Raw genomic sequence first — 21,231 nt, 5'->3', positions numbered from 1 at the left:
TTGATGCCTTTTTGGCATCGTTTTCATCACAGCAAAAGCCAGGAAGACAAAAAATGAGTGTAGCACTATTATGAAATCTTATTTAGCAAAGGGATTAACCATATTATTATAATACCAAAGGCTGACTGGTAACTTCTTGAAATTGCATCCGAAGACGATATTATTCTCGCAAAATATTTTTCTGGCGTTAGTTCTTGTCCTGATGTATAGAGAGATATCCTTAAAAAAGAGAGTCCGACAAAAATAAGCATAGTGCCCAACGTATAGTATAATAGGACAATTCTTGACAAAGGCATGGCCCAAAGAATACTCCCAATTGCAATCAAAAGAGAACCAAGAAAGAAAGATTGTTTCAGCTTATTTATATTAAAACAAGAGTCAGATAAATAAGATCCTAATAACATTGCAACAGAAGCTAAAAAGGAGAAATAAGCAACCAAATCAGAAAAAGAAAACGAGTATAATCCACCAAATAAAGAGACGATTGTTGTATAGCTTGAAGTCATTATATAGGTTGAAATCACCTGATATGACACCATTGCGGTTAGAATACTTATCCTGAACAATAATATATTTCTCTGGATATTATTCTTTATAATATATTCCAATCCACCATATTTCATAGAAATATCTTTTTCCTTTATTTTAGTTCCCCAATCGCTGATAAAAAAGAGAAATATAATTGATAAAATAAAACACATTGATTCAATAAGAAACAAGGATCGTATTGACATCATATTTATCAAAAAACCGGCTATCAATGGAGAAGATATAGAGAGTAACCCATAATAGAGTTGTTGCTTTGATATAAAAGCAACTCTTTCTTCTGAGCTGACAAATATCTGGTATGCCGCTGACCTTATCGATATATTTAAACCTGAAAAAAATGACAGCAGGAAAGATATGAAAAATAATAAATATATATTATTCACAAACACAGCAAGGAATATTGTTACCGCCCGAAATAAATCCGAATAAATACAAATAATTCGCATATTAAACCGAGCGGTTAACCCACCAATAACCGCAAAAACCAATATACTCGCCATTAACCTCACAGATACCATTAAAGACGTGTCTATTTCCGATCTTGTAATTGAGTATACAAGTGAAATAAGCGATATTTCACTGATTCCTGTACCAAAGATAGATATTATATCTGAGGATAATAGCTTGTTTTTATTCTCCATGTTTTATCCCATTTATACATTTTTATCCAATCGATTTCAATCAAATAAGAAATTGGTAATATTGTACACTTTATTACCTTTAGAATAATTACACTATTACAATCCAAGAAAAATAGATCAAATTCACAAAAATTAATATTTAAAAAATCAATAAACTTTATTTGTATTTATATATAAAATTAAATTAAAATATACCATGATAAATTATTTAAATATTATTCTCATTAAAGGTAATATCGGTCAATAAAATGGAGTGTAAAATTATCAGCTTGTTACCTCATAGATATTAAACACACAGTTTCCGCTATCATTGTTACTCATTCTTTATTATCCTATCTTTTGTTAAATTAACTTAATCTGAACAGCCGGGACAATATTATGCTTATCACTATTTCACCTGCAAAAACCCTTGATTATGAAAGCCCGTTTGCCACGGAAAAATATAGCCAGCCAGCATTACTCGACCAGTCAGAACAGCTAATTAGCCTCTGTCGTAAACTGACGCCTGCCCAAATTGCGAGTTTGATGGGTATCAGCGATAAACTTGCTGGCTTGAATGCCGCTCGTTTTGGTGAATGGCATGCTGATTTCACGCCAGAAAATGCCCGTCAAGCTATTCTGGCGTTTAAAGGTGATGTTTACACTGGTATGCAGGCAGAAGCTTTTTCTGATAAGGATTTTGATTTTGCTCAGAATCATCTGCGTATCCTGTCTGGTCTTTACGGTGTACTTCGTCCGTTGGATCTGATGCAACCTTACCGGCTGGAAATGGGGATCAAGCTGGAAAATAAACGTGGTAAAGATCTCTACGCTTTCTGGGGAGATTTGATCACGGAAAAGCTCAATGAGGCTCTGGAACAACAAGGTGATAATGTGTTGGTTAATTTGGCTTCCGATGAATATTTCAAATCCGTGAATACGAAAAAACTAGCCGGTAAAATTATTAAACCCGTCTTTCTTGATGAGAAAAACGGTAAATATAAGATTATTAGCTTTTACGCGAAAAAAGCTCGTGGGCTAATGAGCCGGTTTATTATTCAGAACCAATTAACCCAAACTGACCGTCTGGTAGAGTTTAATCTGGATGGCTACGCCTTTGATGAGTCACTGTCCAAAGGAAATGAACTGGTATTTAAACGCCCTGAACAACACTAAGGCTTTATTATTTAATCATAAACGCCGCATGATTTGTGCGGCGCCTACCCTCTATTGCTATTTAGGAACTCTTTCCATCAGGAAAGTACGTAATTCAGCAAAATCTGCCGGCAAATGATGGGATAATAAGCTTAAATCAGCCCTTTCAGCCAAAGCTTCCGGCAATGGTAATTCCTCCCCCAGAATTTGCTCCACGCTCTCTTTAAATTTCGCCGGATGTGCCGTACCGAGAAATAACCCGTATTCACCGTCTTGTAATTGATCACGCAGAACACGATAAGCAACCACAGCATGAGGTTCAGAGATGTAACCCAGTTTAGCCAACGCTTTAATCGTCTCTTTAGTCACGTCATCACTGACTACACCGTATCCTAATTCACTTAACGACCAAGATTGACGACGAAACAGTTCTTCAATACGTGGCCAATTGTTTGGCTGACTCACATCCATTGCGTTGGAAAGCGTGGCAACGGTCTGGTGAGGCTGCCATTTTCCATCCGTTAAATAACGTGGCACCGTATCGTTAACATTAGTGGCAGCGATAAAGCGTTTTACCGGCAATCCCATCGATTTTGCCAATAAACCCGCGGTCAAATCACCAAAATTCCCACTCGGTACAGAGATAACCAGTTGTTCACGTTTATCTTCTGGTAGTTGAGCAACCGCTTCAAAGTAGTAGCAAATTTGTGCTAACAAGCGGCTGATGTTAATTGAATTGGCTGAATTGAGATACAGAGCTTGTTTCAACTCCTGATCATCAAACGCCTGTTTAACCAACGCTTGGCAATCATCGAAATCGCCATCAATTGCCACCGTGTGAATATTACCGCCCAAGGTACAGAACAGTTTTTCCTGTAACGGGCTGATTTTGCCCTGCGGATAGAGGATCACCACTTGTACATTATTCAACCCATAAAAGGCATGCGCTACTGCGGCCCCTGTGTCGCCAGAAGTCGCCGTCAGGATGGTTACTGGCTGCTCACCAGCAACTTGTGCCAGTATTTGCGCCATGAAACGACCACCAAAATCCTTAAATGCCAGAGTCGGGCCGTGGAATAATTCCAACGCTGCAACATCTTCTTCTACTTTGGTAACAGGCGCCGGAAAAGTAAAAGCACACTTAACTCGTGTCGCCAATTGTTCTGGCGGAATTTCATCGCCAATAAACGCTGAGAGAATGCGACCGCTGCGAGTAACAAAATCCAGTTTTAACAGTTGGTCAATTTCTTCCCGACTAAATTCCGGTAAATCTTGCGGGAAGAAAAGCCCTTGCTGTTTGCCTAACCCCTGTTTGACTGCCTGTGCAAAACTTACCTGCTCGCCGTTGTCTTTCAAGTTATACAGTTTCATCAGTTACCCTATCTGTCGTGCGCCTGCGAGATCCAGACGGCAAATGTGTACAAAACCTTCATCATTCTGAACATAATGCTGTTGCAGCCACTCAGCCATTTCTTCTGCGGTTGCCATGTCATTACAAATAGAAAACAAGGTCGGGCCAGAACCAGAAATACCACACGCCAATGCTCCTATCCGTTTCGCGGTTTCACGCGCCTTAGCAAAACCCGGTAGCAGTTGAGTACGATATGGTTCAGCAACCACATCTTTCATCAATCCAGCGGCCAGATCGGGCTGATGTGTATGACAAGCATGAATAAAGCCAGCCAGAAAACGGCCATGATCGATAACATCCTGCTTCGAATAGTTCACAGGCAAAATCGCTCTGGCTTCCGCGGTAGAAACTTTAATGCCCGGATAGGCCATCACCCATAACCATTCATCAAACGAAGGTACCGGCTGACAGATAGTATCCCCCTGTTCCATAATCAGTTGTAAACCGCCGAGATAACATGGAGCAACATTATCGTAGTGAATACTGCCGGAAATACGCCCTTCCAGTTCCCCCATCATCGCCAGTAATTGGCTTTCACTAAACGGAAGACCTGCAAATTCATTCAGCGCCATCAAGCCAGCAACAACAGAACAAGCGCTAGAGCCAAGACCAGAGCCTATTGGCATATTTTTTTCCAGCGTCATTGCCACAGGTAGTTGTTTACCAAAATGATGACAGAATAATTGCCAGCATTGATAAACGATGTTGTGCTCCAGCTGCTCAGGTAACTTCCCCACAAACAACCCTTCATTACGCAAACTAAAGCTCTCCGCTGCCCGGACAGTAACGCAATCACCTAATAAATTACCATCAACCGGAGAGACCGCCGCTCCCAGCACATCAAACCCAACACTGACATTGCCAATAGATGCAGGCGCATAAACTTTAATCACAATTAAACTCCCTGTTTCCAGGACAAAGTACGCAGCATATCTGCGAACACACCTGCGGCAGTAACATCATTACCCGCCCCGTATCCCCGCAGTACCAGCGGTATTGGCTGATAGTAACGCGTGTAGAATGCTAACGCATTTTCGCCATTTTTGACTTTATAAAGCGGATCATTGCCATCTACTGCGGCGATTTTCACCTTACAACGGCCATCTTCAATTATGCCGACATAGCGCAGCACTTTTCCCTGCCCTTTGGCTTCTGCCACACGCTGGCTGAAAACCTGATCAAGAGAGGGTAAACGCTCAAGGAAAGTATCCACGCTGCCACCGTTATCAAAGGAAGCTGGCAGTACAGGCTCCACATCAATATCATCCAGTTCAAGTTCATAACCTGATTCACGAGCGAGGATCAACAACTTACGAGCAACATCCATACCGGACAGATCATCACGCGGATCAGGTTCGGTATAACCCTTCTCTTTTGCCAGCAACGTCGCCTGAGATAGTGACATTCCTTCATCCAGCATACCGAAAATAAAAGAGAGAGAACCGGAAAGAATGCCATTGAACTGAACCAGTTCATCACCCGCATTAAGCAGGTTTTGTAAATTCTCAATAACCGGCAGACCAGCCCCGACGTTAGTGTCATACAGGAATTTGCGTTTAGATTTCTCTGCCGCCTTACGAATCTGGTGATAATAAGCCATCGACGATGTATTGGCTTTTTTATTCGGCGTGACCACATTGAAGCCATCACTCAGAAAACTGGCGTATTGATCGGCAATTTGCTGATTAGAGGTACAATCCACTATAACCGGGTTCAGCAAATGGTACTCTTTCTCCAAACGGATCAGGCGACTCAAACTAAAAGGTTCTGTGGCCTCTGATAAACATTGCTGCCAATTATCAAGGCAAATGCCTCTCATGTCCGTCAGCATCGCCCGTGAATTAGCAATACCACATACCCTTAAATCGATGTGCTTTTGTTTCAACCAGGTTTGTTGACGACGAATCTGCTCAATTAAAACACTGCCTACACCACCAACACCGACAACAAAAACTTCGATCACCTGATCGGTATTAAATAACATCTGATGGCACAAACGAACGGCTGTCGTTGCCACTTCATTATCGATAACCGCGGAGATAGAACGTTCAGATGACCCCTGTGCGATAGCGACAATATTGATATTACCGCGCGCCAATGCCGAGAAGAAACGGGCGGAGATACCACGCAAAGTACGCATACCATCGCCCACAACCGAGATAATGGAAAGATTTTCCATCACATCCAAAGGATCAAGAACGCCCTCTTTCAGTTCAAGATAGAATTCTTCACTCAGCGCCTGACGCGCACGTTCCAATTCACGTTGAGGCACACAGAAGCTGATACTGTATTCTGAAGATGATTGAGTAATCAGCACAACAGAGATCCCTTTGCGAGACATGACAGCAAATACCCTAGCCGCCATCCCCACCATCCCCTTCATGCCAGGGCCTGATACGTTAATCATCGCCATATTGCTCAGATTAGTAATCCCTTTTACCGGCGTACTTTCATCTTTCTGCCCGTCGCCGATAAGTGTTCCCGGCGCATCTGGATTAACGGTATTCTTAATCAAACAGGGGATCTGAAATTGAGCAATCGGAGCAATAGTCCGCGGATGCAACACCTTGGCGCCGAAATAAGAGAGTTCCATCGCTTCCTGATAGGACATGCCTTTGAGTAACCGTGCATCCGGCACGACTCTGGGATCACAGGTATAAACACCATCCACATCAGTCCAGATTTCGCAACATTTAGCTCGCAAACAAGCCGCCAAAACAGCAGCGGAATAGTCAGAACCATTACGCCCCAGGACAACTAGCTCCCCTTTATCATTCCCAGCCGTAAATCCAGCCATCAGGACAATATGGTCATCAGGAATATTCAGAGAAGCAATACGCTTGGTGGATTCGTTGATATCTACCGTAGATTCAAGGTAATGACCTTGTGCCAGCAGATTTTTCACTGGATCAATCACCGTGACTTTATGACCACGTGCCTGCAATACAGACTCCATGATGGCGATAGAGAGTTTTTCACCACGACAAATCAGGGAAGCGTTAATGCTGTCCGGGCATTGACCCAGTAACGAAATACCATGCAGAACCTGTTTCAATTGCGCAAGTTCTTGCTCAACCATCATTTTTAACCGTTCATAAGCAAAACCAGGTTGCGCCTGTGCCAATCCCTGTAATAAATCAGCAAAGATCTGCTCTGCATCATGAATATGGGTAATGATCTCTTGCCCGGAGACCGTTTTTTCAATCATCGCCACTAAATGATTGGTAATTTTTGCCGGTGCGGAAAGCACCAATGCAACTCCTCCCTGAGAAAGTTTTTTTTCTGCAATATCGGCAACGCTCAGCACACGTTGGTAATTAGCGACCGAAGTTCCTCCAAATTTAAGCACTCGCATTAACATTTTTCTCCTGATTCCGCGCCAAAAAAAAGCCCGCATCTGATTTGGATGCGGGCTTTTTTCTCTGTTTTATGTATGCGTCAGCCCGCCCCGCAACCTGTGGTTCCGGTGGTGATAATAATTGTGGTTTTCAGGCTGATAGTTTGCATAGGTTCCTGTCTGTCATTTAATGGGTTCGACCCTATATTGGTTAAATGAATCTGTGCACAAAGTCAAACATTTTCTCTAAACAATTTTATTTTTTCGATATTTTTAGTAATGGAATAATTCATCTCATGGTCATCAAGACAAACAAATATTTCTTGTTGAAGCCAATTTTTTAGTTGTTAAATCCATTTTTAACAAAATTAACAATATATTTTATCTTTTCGTAAAAATCAGCTATTTTTGTTCACTGCCAAACTCAACAGAGATTATTTTCCGTACAAAACCACTCTGTACGTTAACAGAAATTTGTCATTTGCATGACAGAATACAAGGTATAAAATAACCAATATAAATAATATTAACGTGCTACAATCAATTTTGATGTACGTCAATAAAAGGTAGTTTTTTTAGATGGTAAATGCATCGCAAGCTGTTATATTGCTGTTAATGGACTAACATAACACTGTTTAACCAGTTTTTTGGGTATATACCCACCAAAGGAAAAGCAACTTTTACTTTCAGTGTAAAACATATCAATAAATGTTATTACTGATTTAAGCTATAATTTCAGTGATGACAAATAATAACCAGTAAATATCCTGAGATAAGAGTAGTTTGAATCATTCTGATTTATTTTTAAGCGATTCTAGGTAGCAACCATGCAAACCCCGCACATTTTGATTGTTGAAGACGAAATTGTCACTCGCAATACCCTAAAAAGCATTTTCGAAGCTGAAGGGTATATAGTTTATGAAGCCACCGATGGTTCAGAGATGCACCACATTCTGTCAAACAATGACATTAACTTGGTGATTATGGACATTAACCTTCCAGGCAAAAATGGCTTGTTGCTTGCCCGCGAACTGCGTGAGCAAGCAAATGTCGCCCTGATGTTCCTGACCGGCCGTGACAACGAAGTAGACAAAATCCTTGGCTTGGAAATTGGTGCTGATGATTACATCACCAAACCATTTAATCCGCGTGAATTAACTATTCGCGCCCGCAACCTGCTTTCTCGCACCATGAATCTGAGTAATGTCAGCGAGGAACGTCGCCAAGTTGAGAGTTATAAATTCAACGGTTGGGAATTAGATATCAATAGCCGTTCTCTGATCAGCCCGGCGGGCGAGCAATATAAATTGCCGCGCAGCGAGTTCCGCGCCATGCTTCATTTCTGTGAAAATCCAGGCAAAATCCAAACGCGCGCAGATTTACTGAGAAAAATGACAGGTCGTGAATTGAAACCTCATGACCGTACCGTTGATGTAACGATTCGTCGCATCCGTAAACATTTCGAATCGACGCCAGATACGATGGAAATTATCGCCACCATTCACGGCGAAGGCTATCGCTTCTGTGGTGATTTGGAAGCATAACTTGAACTGCCAGTGTCAGTAAGCCTCTAAAAATGACGGATGGGATATCCCTGTGGGAACCCATCCTGCCCCTCAATTCCCTACCGTCTTCCACGGCATAATCGGTACAGCGCTGATCGCATTCTTCGGTGAACCATCGATCATCTTATCGGAATATGTCAGATAGACTAATGCATTACGGTTTGCATCATAGAAACGAACGACTTGAAGTTTTTTAAACACCAGTGAAGTTCGTTTCTGGAAAACCACCTGACCTTTTTTACTGCTCTTTTTAATCTTGTCTGTTAGTTCAACCTCTCCAACCTGCTGACAAGAAATCGCCGCATCAGAAGTATCTTCCGCCAGCCCTAAGCCCCCTTTTATTCCTCCTGTTTTTGCCCTGCTCAGGTAGCAAGTCACATTTTTAACATCAGGATCATCAAATGCTTCCACGACAATTTTGTGATCAGGCCCGATAAATTTAAAAACAGTGTCTACCGAGCCAATCTCTTCTGCCTGAGTCGCCACAGGTATGAACAACAATGTTGTCGTTACTAGTATCTTTATGATTTTTAACATATATAGTCTCGTACCTTAATTAATTCAGCGTAAAATTTCACCACCAAGATACCAAATAGGCGGCAATACCCTCTAATAACAATAATTACTTATTAGAATAATTTCACAAAGTAATGAGTGAAATAATAATACGAATAAGTATCCTATTGTAAATATAAGACTTGTTTTACACTTAGCACTTATATCCAGTAGAGTTATTGTTGAATGCCACGCTTGTCAATAAATTATGAACACCAACAGTACGCAGACACCGAACAGATATGCAATACATAGGAATGATTCGTTTTACTCACTCTGTAAACCTGTTCAAGCGGCAAACAAAATAGCCTAGCAGTATAGGTTCTTATATTGTTCTTTCTGGTCTTAACGACTAAGGAGATGTATGGATCAAACCGGCATCATTCGTGATTTATTACGTTGGCTAGACAATCATCTAGATCAACCGTTATCACTCAATAATGTTGCAGCTAAAGCAGGTTATTCTAAATGGCACCTGCAACGTATGTTTAAAGACATTACCGGCCAGGCTATTGGCTCCTATATCCGTGCCAGAAGGTTATCACGGGCAGCCGTTGCTTTACGTTTAACCAGCCGCCCTATTCTGGATATTGCTTTACAGTACCAGTTTGACTCCCAACAAACTTTCACTCGCGCATTTAAAAAACAATTTAATAAAACACCTGCACTTTATCGTCTCAGTGAGGAGTGGTGCGCCACGGGTATTTGCCCGCCCATATTGCTGGATAAAAGGTATATTCCCGAAGCAACTTATCTCACCCTAGAGGAACAGCCACTGGTTGGTATAGAACAGACCTGTTCTTATACACTGGAACAATGGTCCAGTTTTTGTACTGAAATGCGACACAATTTCTGGACATATTATCTGCAAAATGCAGAAGTGTTACCTCCTGTACTTTATGGCCTTCATCATGCGACTCCCAATCCAGAAAAAGAAGATGAACAAACCGTGTTGTACACAACGGCGGTAGAACCCCAATATGCCCAGTTTGATGTGGCAGGCAGCCAACCTGTTACATTACCGGCTGGAGAATACGTCTCATTTAGTTACTACGGCACCAAAGATGGCTTACAGGATTTCCTGTTTACCGTCTATGGTATTTGCCTGCCAATGCTAAACCTGACGCGTAGGAAAGGATACGATATCGAACGATATTATCTTACCAATACCAATGATAGGGATAAGGAAGCGGCGAACCATATCATCGAATTTCAGTATCTCATTCCTATCCAGCATTAACGTTGTAATTCATCCAGTGCGGGCGTATCCAGATGTGTGATATCGCCTGCCGTTTCCACAATCCAGCCTGACGCCAGCCACGGACTTTGTTGATAATCCACTCTGGACAGAGAGCAATTTCGCAAGCGAAGACGGCGTTCAGCATGGGCGGGCAATCCCAGTATCGTGCTAACCAAACATCCCAAAGCAATGCCATGACTGACTAACAATGGCCGACTACCAACCGGCAGCTTACGGCAGCTTTCCAGCGCGGCTCTCATACGCGCAGCGAGTTCATCCATCGATTCGCCTTCGGGGATACGTCCCCCCGGCGTGCCATCAAGGACTTTCTTACGCCAGTTCTCCTCTTCCGAGGTCAAGGAATCAATATTTCTACGTTCAAGCACCCCCATGTGCAATTCACGCAAACGTGGCTCCAGAATAACTTCACAACCACAAACCTCAGCAATGATCTCTGCCGTTCGGCGTGTCCGTCCAAGATCGCTGGTAATAACATGGGTAATACTTTCAGATTTTACTCTTTGCGCCACTAATCTGGCTTGATGTTCGCCTGTTTCGGTCAAAGGGCTGTCAGATTGTCCCTGAATACGACGTGCCGCATTCCATTCGGACTCCCCATGCCGAACAAGATATACCTGTAACATTTTCATTTTCCGTTATACTGCGTAAATACTCGTTCAAAGGATAACTCACCTATTATGTATCACGTTATTGCCGCCACCACCAACCCTGCAAAAATTAAAGCCATTAGTCTCGCCTTTGATGATGTTTTTGGGCCAGGTACTTATCGGATCGAAGATATCAATGTAGACAGTAGCGTCCCACAACAACCTATTGGTAACACGGAAACCCGTACCGGCGCCCGTCAGCGTGTCATGGCTGCCAGACAAGTTCGTCCTGAAGCAGATTTTTGGGTCGGTGTGGAAGCGGGTATTGAAGACGATATGACCTTTGCCTGGATGGTGGTGGAATATCAGCAAATTCGCGGAGAATCTCGTTCAGCCAGTTTAATGCTGCCAGAAAAAATTCTTGATGGCATTCGAGAAGGTCGGGAATTAGGCCATGAAATGGCCTACCTTACAGGCATTGATAACATCAAACAGAAAGATGGGGCGATTGGCTTTTTTACTGATGGCATACTGACTCGTACCAGTGTGTACCACCAAGCTCTGATACTCGCGTTGGTGCCGGTACACCATGAAATTTATAAAGAGCTGAACGCCCGTTAAACAGGCGCTCACCCTAGGCCGCAGTCGGCGGCCTGCTATTTTAATAATTGCTGTTCCAACCACGCTTTCACATCGTTTGAGGCAAATTTCAAGCTATTAGAGCCGCGCGTAATCGTCGCAATACCCACCCCAAGTTCATTTTTCAGCTCACGTTGACTCATTTTTCCATTCATCAACTCCTTGATAATTCGTACCCTGGTAGCCAGTGCTGTCCGTTCATCTGGCGTCAAGAATAACTGCAAAATCGGATGCTGTAGATTTTCAGCAAAAGCCTGTTGGAGTAATGTTACGAAACATTGCCAATCTTCATGATCTTGCGGCGAAAGTGCCGGGTCTGTCAGATGATTCGTCGTCATAATCAATTAGTCATCATACTATTTAACTAGTACAGCAGCATAACATAGTTTGCCATAAATCAATAACGCCTTTGCCACTCCGCGTTAGTCAGCACATTTGATGACTTACCCATGAAATGACTGTAGAAGAGATCATAAACCAAAACATTTTTGACATAATTGCGAGTTTCAGAAAATGGAATGCTTTCAATAAAAGCTATCGCATCCAGTCGCCCATCACTGTTAGATAACCAGCGCTCTACCCGAGTTGGTCCGGCATTATAGGCAGCGCTGGCAAGTATCCGATTATTTCCAAAGCGCTGATAAACTGACTCAAGATAAGCGGTACCGATTTCGATATTCGTCAGCGGGTTTATAAGTTGGCTACTGTTTACATATCCTTGAATGCCATTTCGCTTAACCGTATCCTCCGCCGTTTTTGGCATCACCTGCATTAACCCAATGGCCCCGACTGGCGAACTGGCCTGCGGATTCCAGGCACTTTCCTGACGGGCTATCGCCATCGCATAACTTTGAGAAATGCCTTTATTTGCAGTGAAATGACTAAATTCCCGCAGCCATGCCAATGGAAAACGTTCTTCAAGGTAGTCCCACATTTTTCCAGTTATTGTCGCCTGTACACTCAGAGCTGGCCATCTTTGATCGAAAGCATAACGCGCCAGTTGCTGTTGTTTTAATTTATCTTGGCTGGCGACCAGGTAGCTCCACTCTATGCGAGCAAGATTATCCATTTGCCAATATAGTAGTTCTCTCACTCTCTGTACTTCGGGTATTGAAGCAATAGCAGCATCTGGCTTTTTTGCGCTATTCATCACCAGCGGATAGCTGACATTCAGTTTCTGCGCAGCAACCATTGGATAAAAACCACGGCCTTCTGTCAGCTTACGCAATATCGCCTCACCTTCGCTTTTATTACCCTGCGCAAATAGAATGTTAGCTTGCCAATAACGCCATTCTTCTTTGTTCTGCTTCTCTAACGGTAGCAATTTTATCCATTGAGCTACACCACGCTCATCTGCACGACCCAACGCCAAACGAACACGACGCTCAAGCAATGCAACAGATTGGCTATCGCGAATCGCATCATCACGCCACTTTTCTTGTTCATCGCTCACCTCGCCCATTAACTGCCAGGCGACAATCTCTTTTAATCGCTGACGTTCACTTGCATTCATCTTTTGCACTCTGACAATTGATGGGATGATCGCTCTCGCCTGTTCCGGATCTTGACGTGCGAAACGCGAGAAAGCCGCTAAAGTAGCTACACGGGTAAAATCAGTCGGCCCGGTATGATTAGCAAAATCCGCTACAGTCGCAGGATCATCCTGTAATTTAATCAGACCTTCACTGATACTTTTGTATCCCAGTGGCAATTGTTTAGCGAGGTAACTGACCAGTGACGTATTCCCCGCTTTTAACGCCAGACTAATACGCTGTAATATCAGTTTCGCTGATAAATGACCGGTTTGCTGCCAAACATCAAATAATTTATCGCAACTGGCCGGTAAAGAATGTCCATTCAACCAAACCTCTTTCGCTCCCTGCCAGGCAACCTGTTCCTCACCTGTAGCCCATTTAGCAAAATAGTAATGACAGCGGGCGGTAATAGATTTCGGTGCAGTAGAAGTGAACGCCAATATCTCGCGCCAATCTTCGCGGCGTGCAAGCTCATTGACAAAACGGGATGATAAAGAACGTGCAGATGGCAAATTAGGGTAGCGATCAACAAAATCATGGACCAGCGTTGATGTAGCAAGTGACAGATCCTGAGTCAGCTCCCGGTATTGCAGATAAGGATAAAGCGGATAGTCTTTCAACGTTGGCATCAGCCTCGCGATTTCAGCCTTATCGCCGACATTCCACGCTTGTTTAATTTGCTGATATCTCTGCCGCTGATTTTCCAGAGAATCAGCACTTGCTGCTATAGAGATAAAAACCAACCCTACAGCTACCGCAAGGTATTGCCATTTAGCCATTATCACGCTCCTTCCGGAGATCAATCAAATAGGTTAATATTACGAATGTATAGACAGCATAATAATATAATTACTACCATTTACCACATAAATTTACCCTATGATGAGATATCTAACCACATATTCGTAGCAGGTAAGTTTTTTATCTAATAGATTGATTCACTTTAATAAGCTCAACCTAAGATCATTTTATTCGAGCAATTGGGTTCTAGAGTTTATTAACTTAAATCGGGTAAACTGTGACAAATCGTGTTCAGATGAACATCAATAATCTAAACGGATATAATCAGGTATCAACGCGCCCTGTCCATGCGACTTGCTTCGCAAAACAGGCATTATCACCATCAGAGATAGCGAGGCTTATAGCAACGTGGCTCAATACGTCTACACCATGCATCGGATCGGTAAAATTGTTCCCCCGAAACGTCATATTCTGAAAAATATCTCCTTGAGTTTCTTTCCAGGAGCAAAAATTGGCGTCCTTGGCCTTAATGGCGCCGGTAAATCGACCTTACTGCGCATTATGGCTGGCATCGATAAAGATATCGAAGGAGAAGCTCGCCCACAACCAGGAATTAAAATTGGCTATCTACCACAAGAGCCTAAATTAAACCTTGAGCACACTGTCCGCGAAGCAGTGGAAGAAGCGGTTAGCGAGGTAAAACACGCGCTGACTCGTTTGGATGAAGTCTACGCAGCCTATGCTGATCCTGACGCTGATTTTGACAAACTGGCTAAAGAACAAGGTGAACTGGAAGCGATTATTCAGTCCCACGATGGCCATAACCTTGATAACCAGCTTGAACGCGCCGCTGATGCCCTGCGTTTGCCGCCGTGGGATGCAAAAATCGAGCATCTCTCCGGGGGGGAGCGCCGCCGTGTGGCACTCTGCCGCTTGCTGCTGGAAAAACCCGATATGCTGCTACTGGACGAGCCAACTAACCACCTTGACGCCGAATCTGTCGCCTGGCTGGAACGCTTCCTGCACGATTACGAAGGTACCGTTGTCGCCATTACCCACGACCGTTACTTCCTTGATAACGTCGCTGGCTGGATTCTGGAACTTGACCGTGGTGAAGGTATTCCGTGGGAAGGTAACTACTCTTCATGGTTGGAACAGAAAGATGCTCGTCTTGCTCAAGAAGCCGCAACAGAAGCCGCGCGTCGTAAATCCATTGAGAAAGAGCTGGAATGGGTTCGCCAAAATCCGAAAGGCCGTCAGGCAAAAGGTAAAGCACGTCTGGCCCGTTTTGAAGAATTAAATAGCGTTGAATACCAGAAACGCAACGAAACCAGCGAACTGTTCATTCCACCAGGACCTCGCCTGGGCGACAAAGTTTTGGAAGTGGAAAATTTAACCAAATCCTATGGCGACCGGGTTCTGATTGATAATCTGAGCTTCTCTCTGCCAAAAGGAGCGATTGTTGGGATTATCGGGCCTAACGGCGCCGGTAAATCTACCCTGTTCCGTATGATCTCCAACCAGGAACAGCCCGATTCCGGCACTATCACGTTAGGTGAAACCGTCAAACTCGCTTCTGTCGATCAGTTCCGTGACAGCATGGATGATAAGAAAACCGTTTGGGAAGAGATTTCCGGCGGTCAGGATATTATGCGTATCGGTAACTTCGAGCTGCCAAGTCGCGCCTATGTTGGCCGTTTTAACTTCAAAGGTGTTGATCAAGGCAAACGTGTCGGTGAGTTGTCTGGTGGTGAAAGAGGACGGCTGCATCTGGCTAAACTGCTGCAAGTTGGCGGTAACATGCTGTTGCTCGACGAACCAACCAACGATCTGGACATTGAAACCTTGCGCGCACTGGAAAACGCCTTGCTGGAATTCCCAGGTTGTGCGATGGTTATTTCCCACGATCGTTGGTTCCTTGATCGTATCGCAACCCACATCATTGATTACCAAGATGAAGGTAAAGTCACTTTCTTTGAAGGTAACTTTAGTGAATACGAAGACTATAAAAAGCGGACTCTCGGCGCAGAAGCACTGGAACCTCATCGCATTAAATATAAGAGAATCAGCAAATAATCATATTGAAAATGGCCTGGAGACAGGCCGTTTTCCGCTCAATTATTTAGATATAAACTCATAGTCTTATTCATTATGTTATGGGTAAGATACGTATCATGGATAATCCTTCCTTCTTTCAACGTAATAATACGATCTGCATGTTTGATAAGCCTATTATCCTGTGAAGCCACAACAACCGTGCCTCTTTGGTTATGAGCAATAAAATTTAAGATATCAATCGCTATTTGGCAGTCATCATTATCAAGATAACGGGTTGGCTCATCAGCAAACAAATACCGAGGACTTTTCACAATGGCGCTGGCTATTGCCACCCGTTGTTTTTCATTATCACGTAATTCCTTGGGATATATATCTTTCTTATGTTTCAAACCAACAATATTCAGTGCCTTAGTTGCCCTGACTGTTGCTTCCTGATGAGAAGTCGTGATTCCACAAGAAAGAGATAATAGCAAATTATCCAGAACCGTAAGTTCATTAGATAAATTAATTCTTTGAAAGATAAAACCACAATTTATCAAATGAAATCTATCTAACTCGAAGTTATTCATCCTCCCCAATTCATTATCAGCAATTAATATTTTTCCTCCGTCGAGAGGCAATAACCCAGAAATCATTGCCAGCAAAGTACTTTTTCCTGAACAGAGATCCCCATTAATCAAAGTAAATTCACCTGGAAAAATAGAAAGAGTGATGTCTGAAATCATTTTCTGGTTAGCTTTACTTTTCGAAAAACCATATGAAATATCAATGGCTTCAATCGTAGCGATTTGATTCAAATTCATTATCTCAGCATAATTAATAGTGTAAGAAATCTGGCATTATCAGTAACTCTTACAGCCAGAGCAATCCGTAAAAATACAGATATTCATCATTATAAGATTACACAAACGAGGGAAAATCATATAAGAAATATCTCAATTGAAAGTATATCAATATTTCTACCAGTGACTATTTCAAATGACTATCTGCATGCTAAAATCAAAATTTTACTAAACAAGAGCAACCCACTCCTACCAACCATTCATTAACAATAGGCTACTATCTTGTTAGTACAAATAAAAAAATAACATCAGACAAATAATTTTTTATAGATAAAAACACCTTAATATCATAACAACATGTTAAAATTAATATTTAATCATCATAATAACAGCTACACATCTAACATTAAATTATTAATAAAAAGATCAACCCTCTCTTATTCCCAGACCAATCAAAAACCCAAGAACTTTTATTTATAAATCAACCGGGAAGTATTTAATTATTAATTTTGTTTTTATTCAAGAAATAAATAATCAATAGAAGTATCAAAAATATTAATAGCTGTTATATATTTTATTACTTACAGGAAATAAAAATATCCACCCACAATGCATATTGTGATTGGATATATATTTATTAATTTATCATATAAAATATTATATATAAATCTAATTACAAACGATTCAACTAACGTGTCATTTAGGATTAGCCGCTAAAAGTTGCTGAATGAGTTCAATACAACGTAGGAAACGCTGATCATAATCAGGTGAATCCACATTGACATATTCAATACTATTACTTTTCAGCATATCCTCCAACAGTTGCTGGAACTCTTTACGATCCTGTTCGCTGCCAAGACTACGCAAACCATCAGCAACCCAAGGGGTGTTGTTTTCCAGTAAAATGACTAAATCAAATCGGTATTCATCAATTAATGCCTGAACAAACGGATGTTCACGTCCTTCATATCGCTTACAGAATGCTTGGGTAGTGACAAAATCGGTATCTATAAATGCGACTTTATTCGCATATTTTACGGCAAAATCAATATACTGAGCTTGCCCTAACGCAATCTTGTCATAGTCCGAATATTGCAGCGCCATCTCATCTCCCCCCAGATGAGAAAAAACATAATCACGACCATATTCCCAAGCGCTTGTCGTATTAAAAATATTTGCCAATTTGTTAACTAACGTAGACTTACCACTGGATTCTCCACCAAGAATCGCTACGGTACGAACAAAGAAAGGTTTCACTTCCGTAGGAATATATTCCCAATGGCGGAATGGGTCCTGGCGAATATGCCGACCACTGATTTTCATAAATGAGCGTTGTGGATCGATAAGAATTGTCTCAATTCCTAAATGCTCTTTATATCGGCAAGCATCCTGAGTTTCGCTGGAGTATATATAAGTTGGATTAATGCCTTTTTTTGCCATAAAGGCTCTCATGCCTTCACTCCACACATCCCAACCATGTGGATAAGGTTCAATTCCCTGTTCATCAAAAGAATGAATATGAATATTTTTCTGATATTTAAACGTTTGTAGCAACCAGCGCAGACGATCACTCACCGTAGGTTGCTGAGACATAGAACTGCTTATAAACAGCTCCCGATCTCTAGGCTCATCATGGCAAAGCATAATATGCAACTCATCCACCTGACTACAGGCCCGTTGAATCAAATAGATATGCCCGGTATGCAAGGGATAAAACTTGCCAAATACCACTCCAACCGTTTTATTTTGTACAGGATATTGCAACCTCAGATAGTGATGGAGGGCAGCCAGTTTTTGGGCGCTGGGACTTTTAATTTTGTCATTAATTAATTGGCTGAGATAACCTTTGGTCATACCACTTGCATCGGCAACCTGTTGCAACGTATAACCTGTCTGTTTAATCGCTTCTTTAAGATAATCAAATTGACCCATATCTCCTACCCTGTTTAATCAAAATCTTCCATAACAGATAACGCATCCGCCAACTTTTTCACACCAAAAACTTGCATCTCTGGCAGCGCTTTTTTGGGCATATTGGCATAAGGCACTATCGCCCGTTTGAAACCATGTTTAGCGGCTTCGGATATGCGTTCCTGCCCACTGGGAACAGGGCGGATTTCTCCGGCCAGCCCCACCTCGCCAAATACAACTAAATCACGGGGTAACGGCCTATCCCGAAAACTGGAGACTAAAGAGAGCAGTAAAGCGAGATCCGCGCTGGTTTCCGCGACCTTAACGCCCCCCACCACATTCACAAACACATCCTGATCGGACATTTGCAAACCACCATGACGATGAAGAACCGCCAACAGAATAGCCAGCCGGTTTTGCTCCAACCCCACAGCCACCCGCCGTGGATTAGTCATCATAGAATGATCCACCAGCGCCTGAATCTCTACCAACAGAGGACGAGTCCCTTCCCACACCACCATGACAGAGCTGCCAGCGGTAACTTCATCACCACGGCTCAAGAAAATCGCTGATGGATTACTGACTTCACGTAATCCCTGTTCCGTCATGGCGAATACGCCAAGCTCATTAACCGCCCCAAAACGGTTTTTATGACTACGTAAAGTGCGGAAGCGGGAATCCGCTTCACCATCAAGCATCACAGAGCAATCAATACAGTGTTCCAACACTTTCGGCCCTGCCAACGAACCATCTTTGGTCACATGACCGACCATAACAATGGCAACACCACGAGTCTTAGCAAACCGAGTAAGATAAGCGGCGGTCTCTCTCACCTGAGCGACACTCCCCGGCGAAGATTGGATATCCGCCATATGCATCACCTGAATGGAGTCAATCACCATCAACTTTGGCTGCTCCTGCTCCGCAATCAGACAAATTTGTTCAATGCTGGTTTCTGACAACATATTCAGATTCTCTGCCGGCAACCCCAACCGGTGCGCACGCATTGCAACCTGCTGTAACGACTCCTCCCCGGTGACATATAAAGTTTTCATCTGCGCAGACAACTGACACATCGTCTGCAACAATAAGGTACTTTTCCCGGCTCCCGGATTACCGCCGATCAGAATCGCGCTACCGGGAACAACACCGCCGCCAAGCACCCGATCGAACTCTCTAAACCCGGTAGAAAAACGAGGAAGTTCTTCCAGACTAATCTCTGATAATTTCTGAACTCTGCTGACGCCAGCATCTCCCGCATACCCACTGAACCGCTCATTACGGGAGGAAGGCGCTGCGGCCAAGCGCACCTCAGTAATGGTATTCCAGGCATGACACGCACTACATTGCCCCTGCCAACGCGGATAATCCGCTCCACACTCATTACAAACAAATGCCCGCTTTGCTGCTTTAGCCACTCTGCACTCCTAAAAACCCTATTAACGTTCTTCGTGTTTGAGACCACAACTTAACACACACAATACTCCCATGAGATCAGCATGACGGATAGTCACTTTCGACTGTGCATAAACTTTCGGTTTAGCATGGTAAGCGATACCTAACCCTGCTTTACGGATCATCTTCAAATCATTAGCGCCATCACCAATCGCGACAGTCTGTTCCAATGGGATATCCAGTTTTTTCGCCAACTTCACCAATGTAGCAGCCTTATATTTAGCATCAACAATTGGCCCGATAACCTTACCTGTCAACTTGCCATTTTTTACTTCTAACTGATTGGCTACCGCCGCCATCAAACGTAAATTCCGACGCAAATGGTCAGCAAAATAGGTAAAACCACCCGACGCGATCGCCACATGCCAATCAAGGGATTGTAACTTACGCACTAAACTAGTCAGCCCCGGCATAAGTGGTAAATTTTCGACAACCTGCCGCAGAATATCAGCATCAGCCCCTGCCAACTGAGCAACTCGTTCCCGCAGACTATCAGAAAAATCCAACTCTCCTTGCATCGCTCGCTCGGTAATTTCAGCGACTTTATCACCTACGCCGGCCAAACGGGCTATTTCATCAATACATTCAATTTGAATTGCCGTTGAATCCATATCCATCACCAGCAAACCCGGTGACCGCAACCTTGGGATCTGCCCCAACGGAACCACATCCAACCGACATTCATCAGCCAGCCGCTTAATACGCGTAGTCAAATTCCCGGCAATACGTACCACCTGATAATCATCAATGCGCCATGAAGAGACGATGACAATAGCAGCGCCAAGCCGATGTTGAAAATTACTGATACGTTGTTTATCCAAGCCACGACCATATATCAACCAGCCACTGTCACCAGCCCGGTAATCCAATGGCATAACTTCTTCGCCACTTAACGAAAGTGGTAATCCCGGCCACTTATGAACCTCTTCCGGCAAATAGTGATAAGCCAGATTATTAGACATTAATCCCTACTCCTATAATCCCACATGATTTAACAGCAAAAAATTGTGCTTCAAACTATCCTCTCTGTACTGCATCTGGCAACATTGCGTTGGCCAAAGCTTGGAAGA

17 protein-coding genes and 1 other annotated feature are annotated in these 21,231 nt (G+C 43.0%); of the genes, 5 read left to right on the top strand and 12 right to left on the bottom strand.

The window, feature by feature from the left end; translation table 11 throughout:
- Positions 1–68: 68 nt before the first annotated feature.
- Positions 69–1,190, bottom strand: coding sequence for an MFS transporter (locus Phpb_RS04645; RefSeq protein ID WP_082302528.1), 1,122 nt, complete (start codon positions 1,188–1,190; stop codon positions 69–71).
- Between the two features lie 378 nt (positions 1,191–1,568).
- On the opposite strand from Phpb_RS04645, the gene yaaA reads away from it, so the two are divergent.
- Positions 1,569–2,345, top strand: a complete 777-nt coding sequence (gene yaaA, locus Phpb_RS04640; protein WP_065389384.1) for a peroxide stress protein YaaA — start codon at positions 1,569–1,571, stop codon at positions 2,343–2,345.
- Positions 2,346–2,402: 57 nt separating this feature from the next.
- On the opposite strand, the gene thrC is transcribed toward yaaA, so the two are convergent.
- Genes thrC through thrA form a run of 3 tightly spaced genes read right to left on the bottom strand, consistent with a single transcriptional unit; the run spans position 2,403 to position 7,090 of the window.
- Complete coding sequence (gene thrC, locus Phpb_RS04635) at positions 2,403–3,695, bottom strand: threonine synthase (protein WP_065389383.1); 1,293 nt, start codon at positions 3,693–3,695, stop codon at positions 2,403–2,405.
- Between the two features lie 3 nt (positions 3,696–3,698).
- The gene (gene thrB / locus Phpb_RS04630) at positions 3,699–4,628 is read right to left on the bottom strand and encodes a homoserine kinase (RefSeq protein WP_065389382.1); all 930 of its coding nucleotides are present in this window, start codon (positions 4,626–4,628) and stop codon (positions 3,699–3,701) included.
- 2 nt (positions 4,629–4,630) lie between these two features.
- On the bottom strand, positions 4,631–7,090 hold the full coding sequence (gene thrA, locus Phpb_RS04625) for a bifunctional aspartate kinase/homoserine dehydrogenase I (protein ID WP_065389388.1): 2,460 nt from the start codon (positions 7,088–7,090) through the stop codon (positions 4,631–4,633).
- A gap of 25 nt (positions 7,091–7,115) precedes the next feature.
- Positions 7,116–7,235: a sequence feature (Thr leader region), on the bottom strand.
- 664 nt (positions 7,236–7,899) lie between these two features.
- Between thrA and arcA the strand changes: the two genes are divergently transcribed.
- Positions 7,900–8,616: a two-component system response regulator ArcA gene (gene arcA, locus Phpb_RS04620; protein WP_036777051.1), complete on the top strand. Its 717-nt coding sequence runs from the start codon at positions 7,900–7,902 to the stop codon at positions 8,614–8,616.
- Positions 8,617–8,688: 72 nt separating this feature from the next.
- On the opposite strand, the gene creA is transcribed toward arcA, so the two are convergent.
- Positions 8,689–9,174 (bottom strand): protein CreA, encoded by a 486-nt coding sequence (gene creA / locus Phpb_RS04615; protein WP_075489390.1) that lies wholly within the window; start codon positions 9,172–9,174, stop codon positions 8,689–8,691.
- A 382-nt stretch (positions 9,175–9,556) separates the two neighbouring features.
- Between creA and robA the strand changes: the two genes are divergently transcribed.
- A complete protein-coding gene (robA, locus tag Phpb_RS04610; RefSeq protein ID WP_036777055.1) occupies positions 9,557–10,432 on the top strand; it encodes an MDR efflux pump AcrAB transcriptional activator RobA in 876 nt (291 codons plus the stop codon).
- On the opposite strand, the gene gpmB is transcribed toward robA, so the two are convergent.
- Positions 10,429–11,076, bottom strand: coding sequence for a 2,3-diphosphoglycerate-dependent phosphoglycerate mutase GpmB (gene gpmB, locus Phpb_RS04605; RefSeq protein ID WP_065389381.1), 648 nt, complete (start codon positions 11,074–11,076; stop codon positions 10,429–10,431). The two genes, robA and gpmB, sit on opposite strands and share 4 nt — an antisense overlap.
- Positions 11,077–11,130: 54 nt before the next feature.
- Between gpmB and yjjX the strand changes: the two genes are divergently transcribed.
- Positions 11,131–11,661, top strand: a complete 531-nt coding sequence (yjjX, locus tag Phpb_RS04600; protein ID WP_049583776.1) for an inosine/xanthosine triphosphatase — start codon at positions 11,131–11,133, stop codon at positions 11,659–11,661.
- 35 nt (positions 11,662–11,696) lie between these two features.
- Here the strand turns inward: yjjX and trpR are convergent, their stop codons facing one another.
- Positions 11,697–12,017 carry a trp operon repressor gene (gene trpR, locus Phpb_RS04595; RefSeq protein ID WP_065389380.1) on the bottom strand — a complete coding sequence of 107 codons (321 nt, stop codon included), beginning with the start codon at positions 12,015–12,017 and terminating at the stop codon, positions 11,697–11,699.
- A gap of 59 nt (positions 12,018–12,076) precedes the next feature.
- Positions 12,077–13,993 (bottom strand): murein transglycosylase, encoded by a 1,917-nt coding sequence (gene sltY, locus Phpb_RS04590; protein ID WP_065389379.1) that lies wholly within the window; start codon positions 13,991–13,993, stop codon positions 12,077–12,079.
- A gap of 370 nt (positions 13,994–14,363) precedes the next feature.
- Between sltY and ettA the strand changes: the two genes are divergently transcribed.
- A complete protein-coding gene (gene ettA, locus Phpb_RS04585; protein ID WP_065389386.1) occupies positions 14,364–16,031 on the top strand; it encodes an energy-dependent translational throttle protein EttA in 1,668 nt (555 codons plus the stop codon).
- Between the two features lie 38 nt (positions 16,032–16,069).
- Here ettA and Phpb_RS04580 read toward each other — a convergent pair whose 3' ends face one another.
- The 4 genes from Phpb_RS04580 to serB all read right to left on the bottom strand — a co-directional run bounded on the left by Phpb_RS04580 (position 16,070) and on the right by serB (position 21,123).
- On the bottom strand, positions 16,070–16,816 hold the full coding sequence (locus Phpb_RS04580) for an ABC transporter ATP-binding protein (protein WP_065389378.1): 747 nt from the start codon (positions 16,814–16,816) through the stop codon (positions 16,070–16,072).
- A 675-nt stretch (positions 16,817–17,491) separates the two neighbouring features.
- Entirely contained in the window at positions 17,492–18,727 is a 1,236-nt protein-coding gene (nadR, locus tag Phpb_RS04575; protein ID WP_065389377.1) for a multifunctional transcriptional regulator/nicotinamide-nucleotide adenylyltransferase/ribosylnicotinamide kinase NadR, read from the bottom strand.
- A gap of 14 nt (positions 18,728–18,741) precedes the next feature.
- Positions 18,742–20,124: a DNA repair protein RadA gene (gene radA / locus Phpb_RS04570; RefSeq protein WP_065389376.1), complete on the bottom strand. Its 1,383-nt coding sequence runs from the start codon at positions 20,122–20,124 to the stop codon at positions 18,742–18,744.
- Between the two features lie 21 nt (positions 20,125–20,145).
- Entirely contained in the window at positions 20,146–21,123 is a 978-nt protein-coding gene (serB, locus tag Phpb_RS04565) for a phosphoserine phosphatase (RefSeq protein WP_065389375.1), read from the bottom strand.
- Positions 21,124–21,231 lie beyond the last annotated feature (108 nt).

The sequence above is a fragment of the Photorhabdus namnaonensis genome (assembly GCF_001684335.1).
Classification (GTDB): domain Bacteria; phylum Pseudomonadota; class Gammaproteobacteria; order Enterobacterales; family Enterobacteriaceae; genus Photorhabdus; species Photorhabdus namnaonensis.
Note: the sequence above shows the minus strand (reverse complement) of the source record. Positions and strands in the feature narration are given on the sequence as shown.

What these genes read in the sequence shown, in the direction of transcription:
- Phpb_RS04645 (WP_082302528.1), bottom strand. Translation starts at nt 1,190, where the DNA reads ATGGAGAATAAAAACAAGCTATTATCCTCAGATATAATATCTATCTTT.
- yaaA (WP_065389384.1), top strand. Translation starts at nt 1,569, where the DNA reads ATGCTTATCACTATTTCACCTGCAAAAACCCTTGATTATGAAAGCCCG.
- thrC (WP_065389383.1), bottom strand. Translation starts at nt 3,695, where the DNA reads ATGAAACTGTATAACTTGAAAGACAACGGCGAGCAGGTAAGTTTTGCA.
- thrA (WP_065389388.1), bottom strand. Translation starts at nt 7,090, where the DNA reads ATGCGAGTGCTTAAATTTGGAGGAACTTCGGTCGCTAATTACCAACGT.
- arcA (WP_036777051.1), top strand. Translation starts at nt 7,900, where the DNA reads ATGCAAACCCCGCACATTTTGATTGTTGAAGACGAAATTGTCACTCGC.
- creA (WP_075489390.1), bottom strand. Translation starts at nt 9,174, where the DNA reads ATGTTAAAAATCATAAAGATACTAGTAACGACAACATTGTTGTTCATA.
- robA (WP_036777055.1), top strand. Translation starts at nt 9,557, where the DNA reads ATGGATCAAACCGGCATCATTCGTGATTTATTACGTTGGCTAGACAAT.
- gpmB (WP_065389381.1), bottom strand. Translation starts at nt 11,076, where the DNA reads ATGTTACAGGTATATCTTGTTCGGCATGGGGAGTCCGAATGGAATGCG.
- yjjX (WP_049583776.1), top strand. Translation starts at nt 11,131, where the DNA reads ATGTATCACGTTATTGCCGCCACCACCAACCCTGCAAAAATTAAAGCC.
- trpR (WP_065389380.1), bottom strand. Translation starts at nt 12,017, where the DNA reads ATGACGACGAATCATCTGACAGACCCGGCACTTTCGCCGCAAGATCAT.
- sltY (WP_065389379.1), bottom strand. Translation starts at nt 13,993, where the DNA reads ATGGCTAAATGGCAATACCTTGCGGTAGCTGTAGGGTTGGTTTTTATC.
- Phpb_RS04580 (WP_065389378.1), bottom strand. Translation starts at nt 16,816, where the DNA reads ATGAATTTGAATCAAATCGCTACGATTGAAGCCATTGATATTTCATAT.
- nadR (WP_065389377.1), bottom strand. Translation starts at nt 18,727, where the DNA reads ATGGGTCAATTTGATTATCTTAAAGAAGCGATTAAACAGACAGGTTAT.
- serB (WP_065389375.1), bottom strand. Translation starts at nt 21,123, where the DNA reads ATGTCTAATAATCTGGCTTATCACTATTTGCCGGAAGAGGTTCATAAG.